We start from the raw sequence: 17,656 nt of genomic DNA, 5'->3' as shown, positions 1-17,656 counted from the left end.
GAGGTCCCCGTGACGATCAACGAACAACCGGAGACAAGCACCGCGCACTTACCCGCCGGCGCAGACCGTCTCACCCCGGCCCAACGACACGCCTTCTGGGGCTCGTTCGGCGGCTGGGCCATGGACGGTTTCAACTGGACCATCTTCGGGTTGGTCCTCGCCCCCACCATGGCCGACCTCCTGCCCCGGGCGGGCATCGCCGACACCACCGACAACGTCGGCTGGTACGGCCAGATCAGCGCTGCCCTGTTTCTCCTCGGCTGGGGCTGCTCCTTCATCTGGGGCCCCATCGCCGACCGGTTCGGGCGCAAGCCGGCGATGATGGTCTCGATCCTGATGTACGCGGTGTTCACCGCCCTGGCCGGCACAGCCACCAACCTCTGGGAGTGGAACGCCTTCCGTTTCCTGGCCGCCATCGGCGTCGGCGGCGAGTGGGCCATGGCCGGCACCCTGCTGGCCGAGGTCATGCCGGAGCGGGTACGGATACGCTTCGGCGGCCTGATGCACTCGGCCGCGTACTTCGGTGTCCTCCTCGTCGCCGCCGTGTACCTCCTCTTCGGCTCCGCGCTCGGCTGGCGCGGCATGTTCTTCCTCGGCGGCATACCCGCCCTCGCCGTCTTCCTCATCCGCCGCACCACGCCGGAGCCCGAGCGCTGGAAGGAGCGGGCCGCCGAACGAGCCCACCGCTCCTTCTGGCAGCCGGTCAGGGAAGTGCTCGGCACGCAGTACCGCGCCCGGACCATAGGCAACCTGGTCCTCCTGGTGGTATGCGTCATCGGTCTGTGGGCCGGCTCGACCTACGTCCCCACCGCTATGAACAACCTGTCCAAGGACGCCGGTTACAGCCACACCACGACCGTGCGACTTGCCGGCCTCTCCACCATGACGGTGGCGGCCTTCACCATCCTGGGCTGCTTCTGCGTGCCCCGCCTGGCCGGTCGTCTCGGCCGTCGGCGGACACTGGCCGCACTCTTCGCGCTGATGGCCGTCGGAACGGTGGGCGCGTACGGCCTGGCCTACCCGCTGCACTCCATCGGTCTGACCTTCGCGTTCCTGCCGGTGCTCGGGCTCGGCGGGGCGAGCTTCGCGGTGTTCACCATCTGGCTGCCCGAGCAGTACCCGACCCGGATGCGGGCCACCGCCTTCGCGTTCACCACCACGTTCTCCCGCTGGTTCGCCGCCGCCGGCACCTTCCTCATCGGCTACGGCATCCACGCCACGGGTTCGCTGACACTCCCGCTCAGCCTCACCGCCGTGGTCTTCGTCGTCGGCATGGCCCTGGTACCGCTGGCGCCCGAGACCCGCGGAGAGGTACTGCCCGACTGATCATGCTCCCCGGCAGCCCCATGCCGGAGAGGCATCACCCGCATGTGCCCGGTCCGCGGACCCGCAACACGTTGTACTGCCCTCGCGTACCTGCCCTTTCTCTCATCGCCGGGCAGCAGGCCATCGCGGACGTCGACTCGCTGCCGATGCTCGGCTCCTCCCGTCAGCCGCTGCGGGGATGTGACGGCCCGGCCAGCAGTACGGGCTCGATCGCCTCGTAGCGGTGGCGTTCGCGTTTGGTGGCCCTTCGGCCCGACAGGACGGTGCCGAGCAGGCCGCAGAGGAAGCCTGCCGGGACCGAGACCAGGGCGGTGGTGGTGAAGGGGAACCAGTTGAAGTCGGCTTCGGGGAAGGCCGATTGGGGGGAGCCGGAGACGAGGTTGGTGCCGGTCATCAGGACGAGGACGCTGAGGGTGCCGCCGATGAGTGTGCACAGGAGACCGGCGCGGGTGTAGCGCCGCCAGAAGAGGCCGAGGACGAGTGCGGGGGCGATGGCGGAGGCGCCCAGGCAGAAGGAGACGATGGCCAGGGGCTGGAGGCTGCGGTGCTGGGCCAGCACCGCCAGCACGATCACCGGGATACCCACGGCCAGGGCGGACAGGCGCGCCAGTGCCATCTCGCGCAGGGGCGGTGTGTTCGAGCGGGCCAGGACGTCGTGGGCCAGGGAGTTGGCGCAGGCCAGCGTCATGCTGGCCACGGATGCCAGCAGGGTCAGGAAGATGGCCGTGGTGACGGTCGTGAACAGCAGGCTCTCCGAGCGGGAGAGGTCCGTTCCGAACGCGGCGCGCGCCCCGAGCAGGTAGGCAGTGTTGCCGCGGGGGTCCGCGGCGGCGATCGTCTTGCCGCCGATGAGGGCGGTGGCGCCGACGGCGACGACGGTGATGACGGCGATGAACAGGGCGACTGCCGAGACGGCCCAGGACATCGCGCGTCGCACCTGACGGGTGCTGCCGGCGGTGTACATGCGCATGGTGACGTGGGGCAGGCAGGCGCCGCCGAGCACGATGGCGCACTGGGTGCTGACCATGTCGAGGGCGGGGTGCTCTCCGCCCGCGAACTGCAGGCCGTAGCGCAGGTAGTTCGGGCCGGCCCCGCTGTTCTGCGCGGCGGACTGGAACAGGGTCTGCGGGCTCCAGCCGAAGGTGTGCAGGATGAGCGCGGCGACGACGAGTCCGGAGCCCAGGAGGATCACCGTCTTGAGGATCTGGATCAGGGCGGTGCCGCGCATGCCCCCGATGGCCGCGTACGTGATCATCAGCGCTCCGGCGCCGACGACGCACCCGGTGCGCATGGTGCTGTCGGAGAAGCCGAGGACGAACGCCAACAGCTGCCCCACACCGGCGAGTTGTACGACCATCATGGGCACCAGCGCCGCCAGGGTGACCGCGCACGCGGTGATGCGTACCGCGCGGCCCGGCATACGACGGGCCAGCACGTCGCCCATCGTGAACCTGCCGGTGTGATGGAGGGGTTCGGCCAGCACGAACATCAGGAGCAGCAGCGAGAGGAGGGTGCTCAGGGCCAGCACGACACCGTCGTAGCCGCACAGCGCGATGATGCCGCCGACCGTGAGGACGGTGGCCGCGGAGATGTAGTCACCGGCGATGGCCAGGCCGTTGCGCAGGGGCGACAGCAATCGGTAGCCGGTGTAGAACTCGTCCAGGTCGTCGCGGTCGGGACCGGTGACCACGCACAGCAGCAGCGTGAGGGTCACGACACTGAAGAACGCCACGAGCGACCAGGACTGCGCGGCGCCCTTGAAGTCCGTCACGGCCGCACCTCCCCGTCGCGGGAGTGACGGGCCTGACGGCGCACCCGGCGGGCGAGTGGGTCGACGTACCGGCGCGCGATTCCCTCGTAGAAGATCACGGCCAGCCAGGTGACGGGGAGTTGTACCAGGGCCAGGAAGAGTCCGGTGGGCAGACCGCCGGGGGCTGGGCGGGACATCACCGAGGGGTATTCGACGGTGAGGGTGAGGAAGACGGCGAAGTAGCCGAGCGCGGCTAACGCGGCGACGCGTCGCTGCCAACGGCAGGCCCGGCGCAGGAGACGCAGATCGCGGTGCGGTCCGGTCGCCGAACGGGGCAAGGTCGTCGGCCGACGGCCGTCCTGCGGGGCCGAGGCCCACGTGGGCGTGGTGGAGGAGGCGTGTCGTCCGGGCCGGTACGGGAGCGGGCGTAACTCGGAGCTGTCGGAAGACATTCCAAGATCTCCTAGTGGGTCGTGGGCCCCAAGAGGTGCGGACCGCGAGAAGGCGGGGAATGGTCCGGGTCATCGCACGCTATGCGGGTGCCGGACCGCGCGCAGGACTTCCGGTGAACTCCCTGGTGAGGAGCACTGCGGCGCTCTGACCTCGGATGTTGTGAGTGTGAAGGGTGTGGCGGAGGAGCGTGGGAGTGTCCTGTGGGCCTTGGCCGCGTCGCATCGGACGGCTCGCCGCTGCTCCGTCCGCGGGCCGGTTTCCCAGCCGGCCGCATACGTGCGTCGAAGATCCTTCGCCGTGATCCGAACGGGCCGGGCCTCGTCCGGGGTCACCGTCGCGACGTCGGGCAACGGTGCGAGGCTTTCGGACGGCAGCCTCCGGCTGTGGCACGACCACCTGGCTTTTTCAGCGTGGCTACGGGCCGGGCGCGGAGGTCCTGACGGACAACGCCCGTGCAGGCGCCGCCAGGTGACAGGTAGTCAGACGATGCTCGTCCAGCGAGAGGAGTCCGCCGCGCTGCGTTCGACGGCCCGCAGGACGTACTGGACCCGCAGGCCGTCGGCGAACGACGGGCGTGGGTCGTTCCCGTCGTCCGCCACCGAGGTCAGGAAGTCGTGGACCTGGTGGACGAACGCGTGCTCGTAGCCCAGGCCGTGACCGGGCGGCCACCAGGCACCCAGGTAGGGGTGTCCGGGTTCGGTGACCAGGATCCGGCGGAATCCCGACTCCGTTTCCGGGTCGGTGGCGTCGTACAGCAGAAGCTCGTTCATCGACTCGAAGTCGAAGGCGAGCGACCCGCGTGAGCCGTTCACCTCGATCCGCAGCGCGTTCTTGCGTCCCGTGGCGAAGCGGGTCGCCTCGACCACGACGAGTGCGCCCCCTTCCAGTCGGCCGGTGAACGCGGTCGCGTCGTCGACGGTGACCTGTCCGCGCTGTTCGCCGGCCCGCGCCGAGAGGCCGGTGGATTCCGTCGGCAGGGGGCGCTCGGTGACGAAGGTGGCCTGCGTCGCCGACACCCCGGTGAGCAGTTCTCCGGTCAGGTGTTGGAGCAGGTCGATGACGTGCGAGCCGAGGTCCCCGAGCGCGCCGGAGCCGGCCCGTTCCTTGCGCAGCCGCCACACCAGCGGGAACTCGGGGTCGACGATCCAGTCCTGGAGGTACTGGGCCCTGACGTGCCGCACCTCGCCGATCCGGCCCTCGGCGACGAGCCGGGCGGCGTGCGCCAGTGCGGGCACGCGCCGGTTGTTGAAGCCGACCATCGACCGGACGCCGGACTCGGCGGCGACTCGCGCCGCGGCGGCCATGCGCTCGGCCTCCTCGACCGTGTTGGCGAGGGGCTTCTCGCACAGCACGTGTTTCCCGGCGGCCAAGGCGGCGATCGCGATGTCGGCGTGGGAGTCGCCGGGAGTGCAGATGTCCACGACGTCCACGTCGGCGCGTCGCACCACCTGCTGCCAGTCGGCCGCCCAGTCGCCCCACCCCAGCCGGTCTGCGGCCCGTGCCGCGCCCTTCGGGTCGCGGCCGCAAACGACGGTCATGTCGATGTCGAAGGGCAGGTCGAACACGCGGGGCGCGGTGCGCCAGGCCTGGGAGTGCACGGCTCCCATGAACGCGTGGCCGATCATCGCCACCCCGAGGCGGGGGCGGTCGGGCGTGGGGTCGGGCACGGGGTCTCCGTATCGTCGGGCGTCAGGTGGAAGCGGCGGGCGGTGTCCGGTGCGGGGCGAGGGCACCGCGGACCGACGGCCAACCGTCAAGCGCGGCACGCACGTTGGGGCGGGTCTCGTCGCGGAGGGCCGCCGCGTACGCCTGGTCGAGGACGTCGTCGACGAGCACGCGCCGGCCGGTCCGGGCCGACTCGACCGCGGCCTCGACCATCGCCAGGCTCATGGTGTTCTCGTGCACCTCGCCCATGGGAGTACTGCCGGTGCGCAGCGACTCGACGAAGACCCGCAGCGCTCCGGCGATGTCGGAGTACGGCGAGCGAGGCCGCTCGGCGGGTTCTACGTCGGCGACGAGCACCGGCTCGGTGTCGCCGTCCCACTGCGCCGAGCCCTTCTCGCCGCTCGCCCGCCACACTCCGTTCCACGAGGTCTCGGCGCCCGGACTGCACCAACTGCCGTTGTACGCATAGCGTGTTCCGCCCTCCATCTCGAAGACGGCGCTCGCGGCGGCGTCTCCGGCGTACCAGCTCCACGGCGGGTTGTACGCCTGGCAGTAGGCGGAGACCGGGTCCGCGCCGAGGAGGAAACGGGCCGAGTCGAAGGCGTGGATCGCCATGTCGATCAGCAGCGGGTACGCCATCTCCTCGCGGAAACCGCCCATGTGCGGCGCCTTGAAGAACTCGGTCGTCAGTGTGCCGATCGCGCCCAGGTCCCCCAACATTCCGCGCAGGGCGAAGAGTTGGGGATTCCAGCGGCGGGACTGGCTCACCATGAACAGCTCGCCGCTCACCTCGGCCGCGGCGGCCAGCGACAGGGCGTGGGCCAGGGTGTCGGCGATCGGCTTCTCGCCGAGGACGGGCAGCCCGGCGAACAACGCGGCCGTGGTGACGGGGTGGTGGGCCACCGGAACCGTCACGTTGATGATCGCCTGGGCGCCGGTGTCGGCCGCGAGCGCGACCGCGTCGGCGCCGACCGGGAGGTCCGGCCGGCCCAGGTCGGCGGCGGAGCGCCGGGCCGCGTCCAGGTCGAGGTCGACGATGCCGGCGAGTTCGGCCTCGGGCGCGGCGGTGACGGTGGTCAGCCACTGCTGTCCCATGGAACCGGCGCCGACCACCAGTACACGCAGGGGGTTGTCGGGCCCGCAGGGGATGGTCCGATGGGTTGCTCGGTTGGTCATCGGAGCGGCCCCGAGTAGTCGACGCCGTTGAAGAAGTCGTCGGTGTCGTAGCGCAGCAGCACCGGGTGGGTGCGCTCGGGACGGTCCGTACGGGCCCACTGGACGCCGTTGGCGATCACCCGGCGGATGTCCTTGTTGTGGTAGACGGGGTAGTCCTGGTCGCCGGGGCTGAAATAGAAGATCCGGCCGTGGCCGCGACGGAACGTGCAGCCGCTGCGGATCACCTCGCCGCCCGTGAACGAGCTGACGAAGACCAGCTCGTCCGGGACGGGGATGTCGAAGAACTCCCCGTACATCTCGTCCTCGTCGACGACGAGCGGATGCGGAACTCCCTTGGCGATGGGGTGTGTCGGGTTCACCGTCCACACCAGCTCGCGGTCGTGCCCGTTGCGCCAGCGCAGGGTGCAGCTGGTGCCCATGAGCTTGACGAAGATCTTCGACCAGTGGCCGGAGTGCAGCACCACGAGGCCCATGCCGGACAGCACGTGCCGGTGCACCCGGTCCACGACCTCGTCGGACACCTCGGCGTGGGCGGCGTGTCCCCACCAGGTGAGGACGTCGGTCGAGGCCAACACCTCCTCGGTCAGGCCGTGTTCGGGATCGTCCAGCGTCGCGGTGCGGATGACGCAGGTGTCGCCGAGGTTCTCCTTGATGCCCTCGGCGATCGTGGTGTGCATGCCCTGCGGGTAGATCTTGGCCACGTGCTCCTCGATCTTCTCGTGGCGGTTCTCCCCCCACACGGTCACGTTGATCGGGGCCGGAGCGGGGGGCGGTGCGGAAGACGTGGTCACAGGGGTGTTCTGCCTTTCTCCGAAGTCGCCCTGGGGGCGGGTCATTTGACGGCTCCGCCGGTCACGCCGGTGGCGATGTAGCGCTGTGCCACCAGGAGCAGTACGAGAGCCGGGACCGAGGCGAGGGTCGCGGTGGCCATCACCGCGTTCCAGTCGCTGACGTGCGAGCCGAGGTACTGGTAGAGGCCGAGAGTCACGGGGCGGACGTCCTCGGTCGTCGTCAGGGTCAGAGCGAAGAGGAAGTCGCTCCAGGTGAACAGGAACGTGAACAGCCCAGCCGTGATAAGGGCGTTCCTGCTCATCGGCAGGACGATCGAGACGAACGCCCGCACCCTGCCCGCCCCGTCCACCCGGGCCGCCTCGATCACCGAGGCCGGGATGTTGCCCATGAAGGCCCGCAGGATCAGGATCGCGAAGGGGATGCCCGCCGTGGAGTCGGCAAGGACCAGGCCGGGGATCGAGTTGAGCAGGCCGAGGTCGTTGTACGCACTGTAGAGGGCGTTGGCCACGACGATGCCGGGGACCATCTGGCTGATCAGGATCCCGAACAGAACCGGGCCGACCCAGCGCGAGTCGACGTGGGCGAGCGCGTACGCGGCAGGGCTCGCGATGATCAGGCTGAACACCACGCTCCCCACCGCAACGAGCAGGCTGGTCAGGAGATTTGACCCTTGCTGGCTCAGCGCGGTGGCGTAGCCGTCGAAGTCGAGGTGGGTCGGGAACCAGGGTGTGCTCACGGCGGTGTTGGCCGGCTGGAGGGAGACGTTGACCATCCAGTAGACCGGGAACAGCATCACCGCCAGGATCAGCGCGCCGACGGCGGTGTATCCCCAGGGTCGTCGGGAGCGTCGGCGTCGGACAGGTGGGGGGGTCGGTCGGACGGATGTGTGCGTGACGGTTGCCATGACGGCCTCACTGCTCGACGGCGCGGCGGTTCGCGCGCAGGTAGAGGACGGCGAAGACCAGCGAGACGACGATGAGGATGTTGCCGAGCGCGGCACCCTGCCCGAAGTCGAACTGCTGGAAGGAGAGTTGGTAGGACTGACTGGCGATGGTCTGTGTCGCGTTCGCCGGGCCGCCGTTGGTGAGCCCGAGGATGACGTCCAGCACCTTGACCGTGTAGACGACCCCGAGGACGAGCACCACGCTCACCACAGGGCGCAGCAGGGGCCACGTCACATACCGGAACGCCCGCCAGCCCGTCGCGCCGTCCAGGGCCGCCGCCTCGTACAACTCCTCGGGGATGTCCTGCAGTCCGCCGTAGAGGATCGCGACGTTGAACGGGATCCCGATCCAGATGTTGACCACGATCACCGCGAACAGCGCCAGCGAGGTGCTGGTCAGCCAGCCGGGGCGGTCCTGTACGAGGTGCAGGGCGCCGAGGAACCGGTTGAGCACGCCGTTGTCCTGGTCGAGGATCCACCGCCACACCGCGCTGGAGACGATCAGCGGCACCAGCCACGGGAGCAGGAGCAGGGAGCGCAGTACGCCGTTCAGCGGGAACCTGCGGCGGAAGAACAGGGCGATCGCCAGACCGATGAGGAACTGCCCCGCGATCGAACCCACCGTGAACAGCGCCGTGTTGAGGAGCGCCTTGTCGAAGACGGAGGACGAGATGACGGCCCGGTAGTTGGCGAGGCCGACCCAGGGCGCCCGGCCGGTGTAGAAGGTGGTCGTCGTGTAGTGCTGGAAGCCCATGACGACGTTCTTGACGACCGGGTAGCCGAAGAAGGCCACCATGTAGGCCAGGGCGGGCAGCAGGAACAGCACGTGGGACTGGCGCAGCCGGTTGCGTTTCCCGAGCCTCCGGCCCGCCGCTGGGGCGCTGTCCGCGGTCGGCGCCGCCCGCTCCTTGGCCCGCACCGCGCGGCGCAGTACGTCAGCCATCCTGGGCCTGCTTCAGTGCCTTCGCCGGAGACGCGCCCTGGGTGAGCGCGGTCTGTATCGCGGTGTAGATCTTGGTGGCGGCCTTCGGCCAGTCCTTGCCCAACTCGCCTGTGCGGGCACGGGCGTTGCGCACCTGGTCGGTGAACGCCTTCATCCTGGGCTGCTGAGCGGCGAACTTGTCCATCAGCGCGGTCTTCGTCGGTACGGTCTGGCGCTGCTGGGCCAGCGACAACTGGTTCTTGTCGGAGTTGAGGCACGCGACGACCTTGGCGGCCTTGTCCTGGCGCTGTGCGTTGCCGGTCCGCGGGACGGTCCAGGTCTCACCGCCCAGGGGGACTACGGGAGTTCCGCCGGCCTTGGGCACGGGGATCTGGACGACGTCGTAGTGCAGGCTCGTCTTCTTGTCCAGGACCGGGAACTGCCAGGGGCCGTTGATCATCATGGCTGCGTTGCCCGCCGCGAACTGGTCGTCGGCATCGGCCTGGGCCCAGCTGACCACCGACTTCGACGCCGAACCGTCCTTGACCAGGTCCACCCACAGCTGAAGTGCCTGTGCCGTCTGGGGAGTTGCTATGTCCTTCTCGTCGCCGCCGTTGGACCACATGAAGGGGAGGAACTGCCAGGTCCCCTCATAGGTGGCCGGTGCGGCGAAGGCGATACCGTACCGCTTGCCCGAAGTGAGCTTCTTGGCGGCCGACTTGAGCTCGGCCCAGGTGGTGGGCGGCTTGACCCCGGCCTTGTCGAGCATGTCCTTGTTGTAGAACAGGCCGAGTGTGTTGGTGACCGGTTGCAGGCCGTAGAGCTTGCCCTGGTAGGTCGACGCGTCCACCACGCCCTTGGCGTATCCGTCCGCCTTCAGACCGAAGTCGCTGAGCGGGGCGAGGGCGCCGCTGGCGGCGATCTGCTGCAGGTCGGGGTTGTCGAGCATGAGGACGTCGGGCAGGGTCCGCGACGAGGCCTGTTGCAGCACCTTGGGTATCAGGGCGGGGCCGGCCACGACCTCCCGCTTGATCGTCACGCCGTTCTGCTGCCCGCACGCGTCCAGGACCTTCGCGTAGATCCCCTTGTCGGGCTGATCGGTGTAGTAGTCCATCACCCGCAGCGTGTCGGCGCCGCCCGACGATCCGCTGTTCGAGCCACAGGCGCTCAGGGCGAGCGGCGCCAGGAGCGCGAGGGCCACCGCCAGTGTCGTTCTGCTGAGGATCGCTCGTCGTTGAGCCATGTTCGTTCTCTCCTCGGTCGGCGCTGTCTCGGGCGGACCGCGCGGGGTGTCGATGCGTATCGACAGCAATGACGCGTCATCCCCCCTTGGCACGAACAGTGGGGATCAGCGGGCGGACAGGCTGGTCTGACGCAGGGTCAGACGCGGTGTCACCAGTTCAACGGTCGAAGGGGTGGGCACGCTCTCGCGGTTGAGCAGCCGGAACAGGATCCTCATCGCGCGGCGCGAGACGTCCCTGGGTTCCAGCGAGAGGTTGGTGACGGGGGGTGTGGAGGTCTCGGCCGTCCGGTCCGTGCACAGTCCGATGACGGACAGGTCGCGTCCCGGAACCAGACCGCGGTCCAGCAGGCTCTGCAACGTCGGCTGGATCAACTGGGGATCGGGGACGACGAGCCCCAACCTGCCGTCGCCGGGCCCCTGTTCCGCGAGCGACTCGTCCAATGCGGCCTCGGCTCCGGCACGGCTGGTGTCCGGCGGGCTCACCTCGGCGTAGGAGATGCCGTGCGCGGCGGCCGACTCCTCGGCTCCCCGCAGGAAACGGCGGACGAAGTTGACGTCGCGGGCCATCACGTCACGCGGGTAGCCGAGCAGGACGACACGGTCGTGCGCGGAGGCGGCCAGCTCGTCCACCGCCATACGCCCGGCCAGCGTGTAGTCCAGGTCGACGCAGTACAGACCCTCGGGGTCGTCCGGCACGCCGATCAGGATGACGGGCACGCTCAGTCCGGCCGCCACGGGGATGCGCGGGTCCTTGGACCCGACCTCCATCAGTACGATCGCGTCGCACAGGGACTGGTCGCTGAGCCGGGTGAGGCCCTCGGCGCCCTCGTCCTCGGTGGCCAGGATGACGTTGTGGTCCTCTTCCCGGGCGCACTTGGTGATCGTCTCGATGAAGGGCAGCACCCCCGTCATGTCGGCCCCGGGCGCGAACGGCACGACCAGGCCGATGACTTGGCTGCGCTGACTCGCCAACGCCCTTGCACCCGCGTTGGGTTGGAACCCCAACGTCTCGATCGCCTCCTCGACCCGACGCCGGGTCTCGGGGGATATCGAGCGGCGCCCGCTCATGACGTAGGAGACGGTGCTCTGGGAGACGCCCGCCAACCGGGCCACGTCCCGGCTTGTCACCATGCGAGCACCTCCCTCGGTCCTCTCGGTGTCGATACGCGGCGTCGATATGCGATGTCGATACGTATCGACTGACTGGGACGAGACTGTAGGGAGGGGCCGCGAACGACGGCAAGGGTCGTGCAGGGAAAAACTTCCGGCGCACCGGGACCGACCATGGCCGCCTTCAATCAACTCCCTTTGCGGTACAGGGAATTGACGGGGCGGCCATGGCGGGCGGTCTACGGCCAGGTGATGGGGTCGTCGGCTTTGTGATCGCCGAGCCAGATCGTCTTTGCCGGTTCGTCGTAGTAGCTGATCTCCGCGCAGGCTCCTTCCGGTTCCTTGGCGGCGCTCTGGAAGTGGCCGCTCTTCCAGCCGGTGAGGTCGTGCTCGGCCAGGAGTTGACCGACCACCTTCCTGAACTCGGGGTAGGGGACACAGGTGCGCTGGGCGAAGTGCGCCTTGATGTCGGCGCGGAAGCGAGCGAGGCCGAGCTGCTCCCGGGTCGGTCCGAGGTAGGGGTCGGCGCGGTGGCGTCCGCATTGGTCCCGGCCTCCGGCGTACACGACGATGGAGCCCTGCTGGGAGCTGTCGACGCAGGCGGTGAGCGTGCTCGGGGCCGGCAGGCCGAACAACTCCGGCCATTGCTGACGGCACGTGCGTACCGGATCGTCGGTGCCGGGATCGAAGTTGACCACGGCGTCGCCCTGGTGCGGGCCGTCGCATGTCAGCCCGGTCGAGTCGAGGGTGTGGCCCTTGCCGTCGCCGGCCACCCACGCAAAGGTCCCCGCGGTGACGCCGGCGACGGTCAGAGCCACCGCCGGGGCCAGGACCAGGATGCGCTTGCGCCGCTGTCGCGCGCTGCGGCGAACCTGCGCGAGGATCCGTACGGCGGTCGGCGAGTCGGGGTCGGTTGCGGGCCCACCGGGCCTCGGATCGCTGTCCCGCAGCATCCGGTCGAGTTCGTCATCGCTCAGCATGGTCCTTCTCCTTGTGGTCCTTCTCGTCGGTCGGATCCTGGTGACCGCTCGCCGCGCCAAGACGAACGCGCAGGCGTTGTCTGGCGCGATGCAGGCGGGTGTCGACGGCGCCCACGGAGATGCCCAGGACGGTCGCGATGTCCTGCCGCGACAGGTCGTCCCAGTAGGCCAGGCGCAGCAGTTCCCGATCGGCGTCCGACGCCTGTGCCAAGGCGGCCGCCAGATCGTCGTCCCCGTCATGCTGGAGCCGGCCGGTGTCCGGCGGATCGGTGCGTTCGGCCACCCGTAGCAGCAGCCGTGCCCAACGGCGTTGACTGCGGGCCTGGTTGGCCAGAACTCTGCGTGCGATGCCGAGCAGCCACAGCACCGCCTCTTCGTTGTCCGAGGGCAGTTGGCGTCGTCGGCGCCAGGCGATGCCGTACACCTCGGACACCACGTCGTGTGCCGCTGCCTCGCCGGTTCGGCGCAAGCAGTACGCCATCACCCGGCGGAAGGTCTCTCGGAACAGCTGCTCCAGCTGTTCACCCCGTTCATCCGCGTCCATGCACAGCAATGTCCACCATCGCGCGATGCCTTACGGTTCCCGACCGCTGTTATCCGGTGTGGGCGCAGGACGTCTTGAGACGCCCTCCGATTCCGAACGTGGTCGTTCGACCGCTCACCGGCCCTGGCGCTTCAGCAGCGCGTCGAGGCGGGGGTACACGGCGCGGGCGTTGTGCTCCTGGACCGCTGTCAGGTCCTCCGCGGGCAACTCGGCCGCCTCCGCGTAGCGGCGGGTGTCGTCGAAGTGGTGGCCGGTGCACGGGTCGACGTCCCGTACGGCGCCGATCATCTCCGAGGCGAAGAGGATGTTGCGGGCCGGGATGACGTCGTAGAGGAGGTTGGCGCCGGGCTGGTGGTACACGCAGGTGTCGAAGTAGACGTTGTTCAGGACGTGTTGCTCCAGCGGGGGCTTCCCGAGTGCCATCGCGAGGCCTCGGAAGCGGCCCCAGTGGTAGGGGACGGCGCCGCCGCCGTGCGGGATCACCAGGCGCAGGGTCGGGAAGTCGGCGAACAGGTCGCCCTGGACCAGCTGCATGAACGCGGTGGTGTCGGCGTTGAGATAGTGCGCGCCGGTGGTGTGGAAGGCCGGGTTGACGCTCGTGCTGACGTGGATCATCGCGGGGATGTCGTACTCCACCATCTTCTCGTAGAGCGGGTACCAGGAGCGGTCGGTGAGGGGTGGGGCGGTCCAGTGGCCGCCGGAGGGGTCGGGGTTGAGGTTGACCGCGACGGCGCCCAACTCCTCGACGCAGCGCGTGAGTTCGGGTACGCAGGTGGCCGGATCGACGCCGGGGGACTGCGGGAGCATCGCGGCGGGCACGAAGCGCTCGGGGTACAACTGGCCGACGCGGTAGCAGAGTTCGTTGCAGATGGCGGCCCAGGCGGCGGAGGTCTCGAAGTCCCCGACGTGGTGCGCCATGAACGACGCGCGGGGCGAGAAGACCGTCATGTCGATGCCGCGCTCGTCCATCAGCCGCAGCTGGTTCGGCTCGATGGTCTCGCGCAGCTCGTCGTTGCCGATACGCAGGTCCGCGCGGGCGGGGGCGGCGGACGGATCGGTGAGGGAGGCGATCTGCCGCTTGCGCCATGCCTCCAGGGCCGGCGGGGCCGTCGTGTAGTGACCGTGACAGTCGATGATCATGAGTTCTTCCCTCTCGCGGAAGCCGCGCAGTGACTCGGCGCAGGGTTGTGCCGGGCACGCGGTCCCATGCCGTCAAAGAAATCTGGGAGGGCGTACGCCGTCGATCGGCGCAGTCTTCGGGACGCCCGGCGCGAGTGATGCCGCAGGACCGGAGGCCGTCTCGGAGACGTGTGTCATCGGGCGGCGGTGCGCGTCATGCGGCCGTCTGGTACCCGGCGTCGAGCTCCGCGTGCAGCCGGTCCCGGTCGATGGCGTTCTCCCACTTCCCGACCACGAGGGTCGCCACGCAGTTGCCGGCGACATTGGTGAAGACGAAGGCGGCCGACAGGATGCTGTGAATACCGAGGACCAGGGCGATGCTGTCCACCGGGATCTTGTGTGTCGCGCTCAGGGTCAGTGCCAGCACGGCGAGTGCGGATCCCGACACTCCCGCGCCGCCCTTGGACGTGAGCAGCAGGACGAGCAGGAGGCCTACCTGCGCCTGCCACCCCAGATCACTGCCGGTCGCCTGCGCCAGAAAGACGCTGACCGAGGCGAAGTACAGACACGTCCCGTCGTGATTGAAGCTGTACGCGGTGGGAAGCACCAGGCCGACCACGGGTTCGTCCACGCCAAGTTGCTTGAGCTTGGAGGTGAGTTGGGGGAAGACGCTCTCCGACGAACTGGTACCGAGCACGAGGAACAGCTCCGCGCGGAAGTACCGCATCAGTTTGAACAGACTGATGCCCGCGTACCGCGACACCGGCCAGAGGACCAGGAGGAAGAAGAGCAGGACGATCAGATAGAAGACTCCGATCAGTTTCCCGAGGGAGGTCAGTGTGCCCAGTCCGTACTTGGACACGGTGAAGGCGATGGCGCCGAAGGCCGCGAGCGGTGCGATGCGCATGACCTTGCCGATGATCCAGAACAGGGTCTGCTGGACGCTCCCGACGATGTCCAGTACGGGTTGCGCCCGCTCGCCGAGAGAGGCCAGCCCGCAGGCGAACAGCACGGAGAACACCAGGACTTGAAGGATGTCCCCCTCGGCGAACGCCTGTACCGCGGATGTCGGCACCAGACCGACGAGGAAGTCGTCGAAGCCTTCCGACTTGGCGGGTGCGGTGTTCGCCGCCGCGTGCAGTGACGACGGATCTATGTGCATGCCCGCACCGGGGCGCAGCACGTTGACCACGACCAGCCCGATGACGAGGGCGATCGTCGTGATCACCTCGAAGTACACGAGCGCGCGCACCGCGATACGGCCGACCTTGCCGAGATCACGGACACTGGCGATGCCGTGGGTGACGGTGCAGAAGATGATGAGGCCGACGACCATCTGGATGAGGTGGATGAAGATGTCGCCGAGGAACTGAAGATGGTGTCCGACGGACGGGGCGAAATTGCCCACGACAACGCCCAGTGCGACTCCGGTGAGCACCTGGAAGGCGAGGTCCTGGTAGAAGCGGTGGCGCGGTGGGACCGGTTGCACGGGTGTGGCCGTGGATGTTGCTTCACTCATCGTCGTTTCCAGTTTCTTCGTTGAAAGACTGGTGGGGAGAACCGGTCGGGGAGCACCGGTGGGGAAAACGGGGAGTCCGGCCGGAGCATCCGGCGCACGGGAGTTCAGGCGGCGTCGTTGCCGAGAACGCTCCTTGCCGGTTCGAAGACCTCGTCCGCTGTGAGTTTTCGGGGCAGCAGACCTTGTTCCAGACAGGCCCCCACGATGTGCTCGACGGGCTCACGCAGGCGGTCGAAGCCGAACAGGGTCGGGGACGGTGTGTCGTCGGGGCGCTCGACGGCCGCGTCGGCCCTGCGCAGAAGGTGATACGCCGCGCGGACCGCCTGCGGGTCCCGGCGGCAGGCCGACGCACCGGCGACGACCATGTGGTTGACGGGCATGTACCCGTGCCGGCGCCACCACCGCTCGTCGCGAGCGTCGGCGTCCGGGACGACGCGAACGAACTCCTCGCCCTCGGGGAGGTCGTTGCCGAGTATCGCGGCGTCGATCCGGCCCTCGCGCAGCATGTCGGGGAGCGACGCTCCGCCGCTCCCGCGCCTGACGAAGTCGGGGTCCGTGTACTGGGCCACGTGGGGTTCTTCGTGAGTGATCCATCGCATGTCGCGTGCCGCCAGACCGAAGTCCTCGGCGAGGTGCGAGCGCACCCACATGCCCGTGGTCTGGGAGTACGAACGCACCCCGACTTGTGTGCCGGCCAGGTGTGCCGGTGCGACCGGCCGTGTGGCGTGGGCGATGAGACAGCCGCGCTGGAAGCGCGCGGCCACCACGGCCGGCAACAGGACCACGGGGCGGCCGTAGGCGATGGCCTGCAAGGCGGTGACGACGGCCAACTCGCTGAGGTCGTAGGCCTCTTCACGCACCATGGGTGCGAAGGCCCGGTGGATCGGTGCGACGTCGGTGAACGACAGGGTGACCCGCTCGTCACGGATTTCGCCGCTCTTCAGCTTCGCGGTGTGCGGGTGGTCGGCGAGGACGGTGCGCAGGACGGCGGGCTCAGGCACGGGCTTCGCCCGTCGTCGCGAGGGACGGATAGAACGCGCGGGCCGTACCGCCGAAGACCGACCTCAGGTCGTCGTCGGAGAGGCTGGACAGCGCGCCGCGGGCCTCGTCGAGGATGTCGGCGAGAGTCCCTTGTGCCGCCGGGAAGTTGGAGCCCCACGCGATACGTCCGGCGCCGTACGAGGCCACCAGGTCCGTCAGGAAAGCCTCGGTCGTGGACTTGCCGGCCTTGGAGGCTTCCAGGGCGCGGTGGGTAAGTTTCAGGTGGACACCGGGGTGGATCGCCAACTCGAAGAGTTTTCTCGACAGTTGGTACGGGTGGCCGTCGGACAGGTCGGGGCGCGCGCAGTGGTCGAGCAGTACGCGCACACCGGGAAAGCGCTCCAGCAGGTTCCGCAGGGCGGGCAGCCCCTGGATCGTCATCTGCAGACACACGGGGATGTCGTTCTCCTCCGCGTAGGCCCATGCGGGATACGAGCGTTCATGGCCCAGCCAGTCCGCCTGGCCGGGCATCGTGGTCCCGGTGGTGAACAGGCGGAAACCGGAAAGTCCCTGGTCCTGCCACTTCTTGATCTCGGTCACGGCGTCGTCCGCCAGGGCGTCGATCGAGTAGACCCCGACGAACCGGTCGGGGTGGGAGCGGACCGCTTCGGCGACGTAGCGGTTGTCGTGGCCGTAGACCGTGGACGCCTGCACCACCACCGCCCTTGAGATCCCCGCCCCGTCGAGTGCGCGCGTCAGACCGTCGATGTCCACCGGGTGGGCCTGTGACCACGCGGACTGTCGCCCCCCGACCGGGGCGTGGGGATATCGCGCGGTGTCCGGTGAGATGACGTGAGTGTGCGTGTCCACGATCTCCATCAGGCCTCCCAGGGTCCTTGGATCGGTGGTTCTCGGATCGGTGTCGGTCGTTCGGCATGGCCGAAAGCCGTGCACCGACTGCACCGACTGAAGTCCAGGGCGGCAAGATTGTCAACAATGTCATCCGAACATTTTTGCAGTGATGAGTCGGCGAAGGTGCCGGTCGGCCGTGGGGGTGGGGGGTGACACGCGGCCCGGGACGACGCGAAGTCGGCCCTGACGTGGGGGAATCTCCGTCAGCTGATCCTCAGTCG

16 protein-coding genes are annotated in these 17,656 nt (G+C 68.9%); 1 reads left to right on the top strand and 15 read right to left on the bottom strand.

All coding sequences use genetic code 11. The features are described from left to right. The first annotated feature begins 9 nt into the window (after positions 1-9). The gene (locus ACIBK4_RS36055) at positions 10-1,326 is read left to right on the top strand and encodes an MFS transporter (RefSeq protein WP_399001730.1); all 1,317 of its coding nucleotides are present in this window, start codon (positions 10-12) and stop codon (positions 1,324-1,326) included. Between the two features lie 163 nt (positions 1,327-1,489). On the opposite strand, the gene ACIBK4_RS36050 is transcribed toward ACIBK4_RS36055, so the two are convergent. The 15 genes from ACIBK4_RS36050 to ACIBK4_RS35980 form a co-directional block, all read right to left on the bottom strand. Further along, positions 1,490-3,097, bottom strand: coding sequence for a cation acetate symporter (locus tag ACIBK4_RS36050; protein ID WP_399001728.1), 1,608 nt, complete (start codon positions 3,095-3,097; stop codon positions 1,490-1,492). Beyond that, complete coding sequence (locus ACIBK4_RS36045) at positions 3,094-3,528, bottom strand: DUF485 domain-containing protein (RefSeq protein ID WP_399001726.1); 435 nt, start codon at positions 3,526-3,528, stop codon at positions 3,094-3,096. Before ACIBK4_RS36045 ends, ACIBK4_RS36050 begins: the two co-directional genes overlap by 4 nt. 480 nt (positions 3,529-4,008) lie before the next feature. Next, the gene (locus ACIBK4_RS36040; protein ID WP_399002184.1) at positions 4,009-5,154 is read right to left on the bottom strand and encodes a Gfo/Idh/MocA family protein; all 1,146 of its coding nucleotides are present in this window, start codon (positions 5,152-5,154) and stop codon (positions 4,009-4,011) included. Positions 5,155-5,218: 64 nt separating this feature from the next. Next, on the bottom strand, positions 5,219-6,370 hold the full coding sequence (locus ACIBK4_RS36035) for a Gfo/Idh/MocA family protein (RefSeq protein ID WP_399001724.1): 1,152 nt from the start codon (positions 6,368-6,370) through the stop codon (positions 5,219-5,221). Beyond that, positions 6,367-7,206, bottom strand: a complete 840-nt coding sequence (locus tag ACIBK4_RS36030; RefSeq protein ID WP_399001722.1) for a ThuA domain-containing protein — start codon at positions 7,204-7,206, stop codon at positions 6,367-6,369. The genes ACIBK4_RS36035 and ACIBK4_RS36030 overlap by 4 nt, the downstream gene beginning before the upstream one ends. Next, positions 7,203-8,066 (bottom strand): carbohydrate ABC transporter permease, encoded by an 864-nt coding sequence (locus ACIBK4_RS36025; RefSeq protein ID WP_399001720.1) that lies wholly within the window; start codon positions 8,064-8,066, stop codon positions 7,203-7,205. Before ACIBK4_RS36025 ends, ACIBK4_RS36030 begins: the two co-directional genes overlap by 4 nt. Before the next feature lie 7 nt (positions 8,067-8,073). Then, the gene (locus ACIBK4_RS36020; RefSeq protein ID WP_399001718.1) at positions 8,074-9,048 is read right to left on the bottom strand and encodes a carbohydrate ABC transporter permease; all 975 of its coding nucleotides are present in this window, start codon (positions 9,046-9,048) and stop codon (positions 8,074-8,076) included. Next, positions 9,041-10,270 (bottom strand): extracellular solute-binding protein, encoded by a 1,230-nt coding sequence (locus ACIBK4_RS36015; protein ID WP_399001716.1) that lies wholly within the window; start codon positions 10,268-10,270, stop codon positions 9,041-9,043. Before ACIBK4_RS36015 ends, ACIBK4_RS36020 begins: the two co-directional genes overlap by 8 nt. A gap of 105 nt (positions 10,271-10,375) precedes the next feature. After that, on the bottom strand, positions 10,376-11,401 hold the full coding sequence (locus tag ACIBK4_RS36010; RefSeq protein ID WP_399001714.1) for a LacI family DNA-binding transcriptional regulator: 1,026 nt from the start codon (positions 11,399-11,401) through the stop codon (positions 10,376-10,378). A gap of 218 nt (positions 11,402-11,619) precedes the next feature. After that, a complete protein-coding gene (locus ACIBK4_RS36005; RefSeq protein ID WP_399001712.1) occupies positions 11,620-12,360 on the bottom strand; it encodes a hypothetical protein in 741 nt (246 codons plus the stop codon). Beyond that, the gene (locus ACIBK4_RS36000) at positions 12,347-12,904 is read right to left on the bottom strand and encodes an RNA polymerase sigma factor (RefSeq protein ID WP_399001710.1); all 558 of its coding nucleotides are present in this window, start codon (positions 12,902-12,904) and stop codon (positions 12,347-12,349) included. Before ACIBK4_RS36000 ends, ACIBK4_RS36005 begins: the two co-directional genes overlap by 14 nt. 114 nt (positions 12,905-13,018) lie before the next feature. Next, positions 13,019-14,044, bottom strand: a complete 1,026-nt coding sequence (locus tag ACIBK4_RS35995; RefSeq protein ID WP_399001708.1) for an amidohydrolase family protein — start codon at positions 14,042-14,044, stop codon at positions 13,019-13,021. 193 nt (positions 14,045-14,237) lie between these two features. Continuing rightward, positions 14,238-15,542, bottom strand: coding sequence for a C4-dicarboxylate transporter DctA (gene dctA / locus ACIBK4_RS35990; RefSeq protein ID WP_399001706.1), 1,305 nt, complete (start codon positions 15,540-15,542; stop codon positions 14,238-14,240). 104 nt (positions 15,543-15,646) lie between these two features. Next, on the bottom strand, positions 15,647-16,543 hold the full coding sequence (locus ACIBK4_RS35985; RefSeq protein ID WP_399001704.1) for a hypothetical protein: 897 nt from the start codon (positions 16,541-16,543) through the stop codon (positions 15,647-15,649). After that, complete coding sequence (locus tag ACIBK4_RS35980) at positions 16,536-17,402, bottom strand: amidohydrolase family protein (RefSeq protein WP_399001703.1); 867 nt, start codon at positions 17,400-17,402, stop codon at positions 16,536-16,538. Before ACIBK4_RS35980 ends, ACIBK4_RS35985 begins: the two co-directional genes overlap by 8 nt. Positions 17,403-17,656: the final 254 nt, after the last annotated feature.

Origin of the sequence: Streptomyces sp. NPDC050528 (genome assembly GCF_044457795.1) — a bacterium.
Classification (GTDB): domain Bacteria; phylum Actinomycetota; class Actinomycetes; order Streptomycetales; family Streptomycetaceae; genus Streptomyces.
The sequence above is the reverse complement of the archived record's forward strand: the minus strand, read 5'-3'. Positions and strand labels throughout refer to the sequence as shown.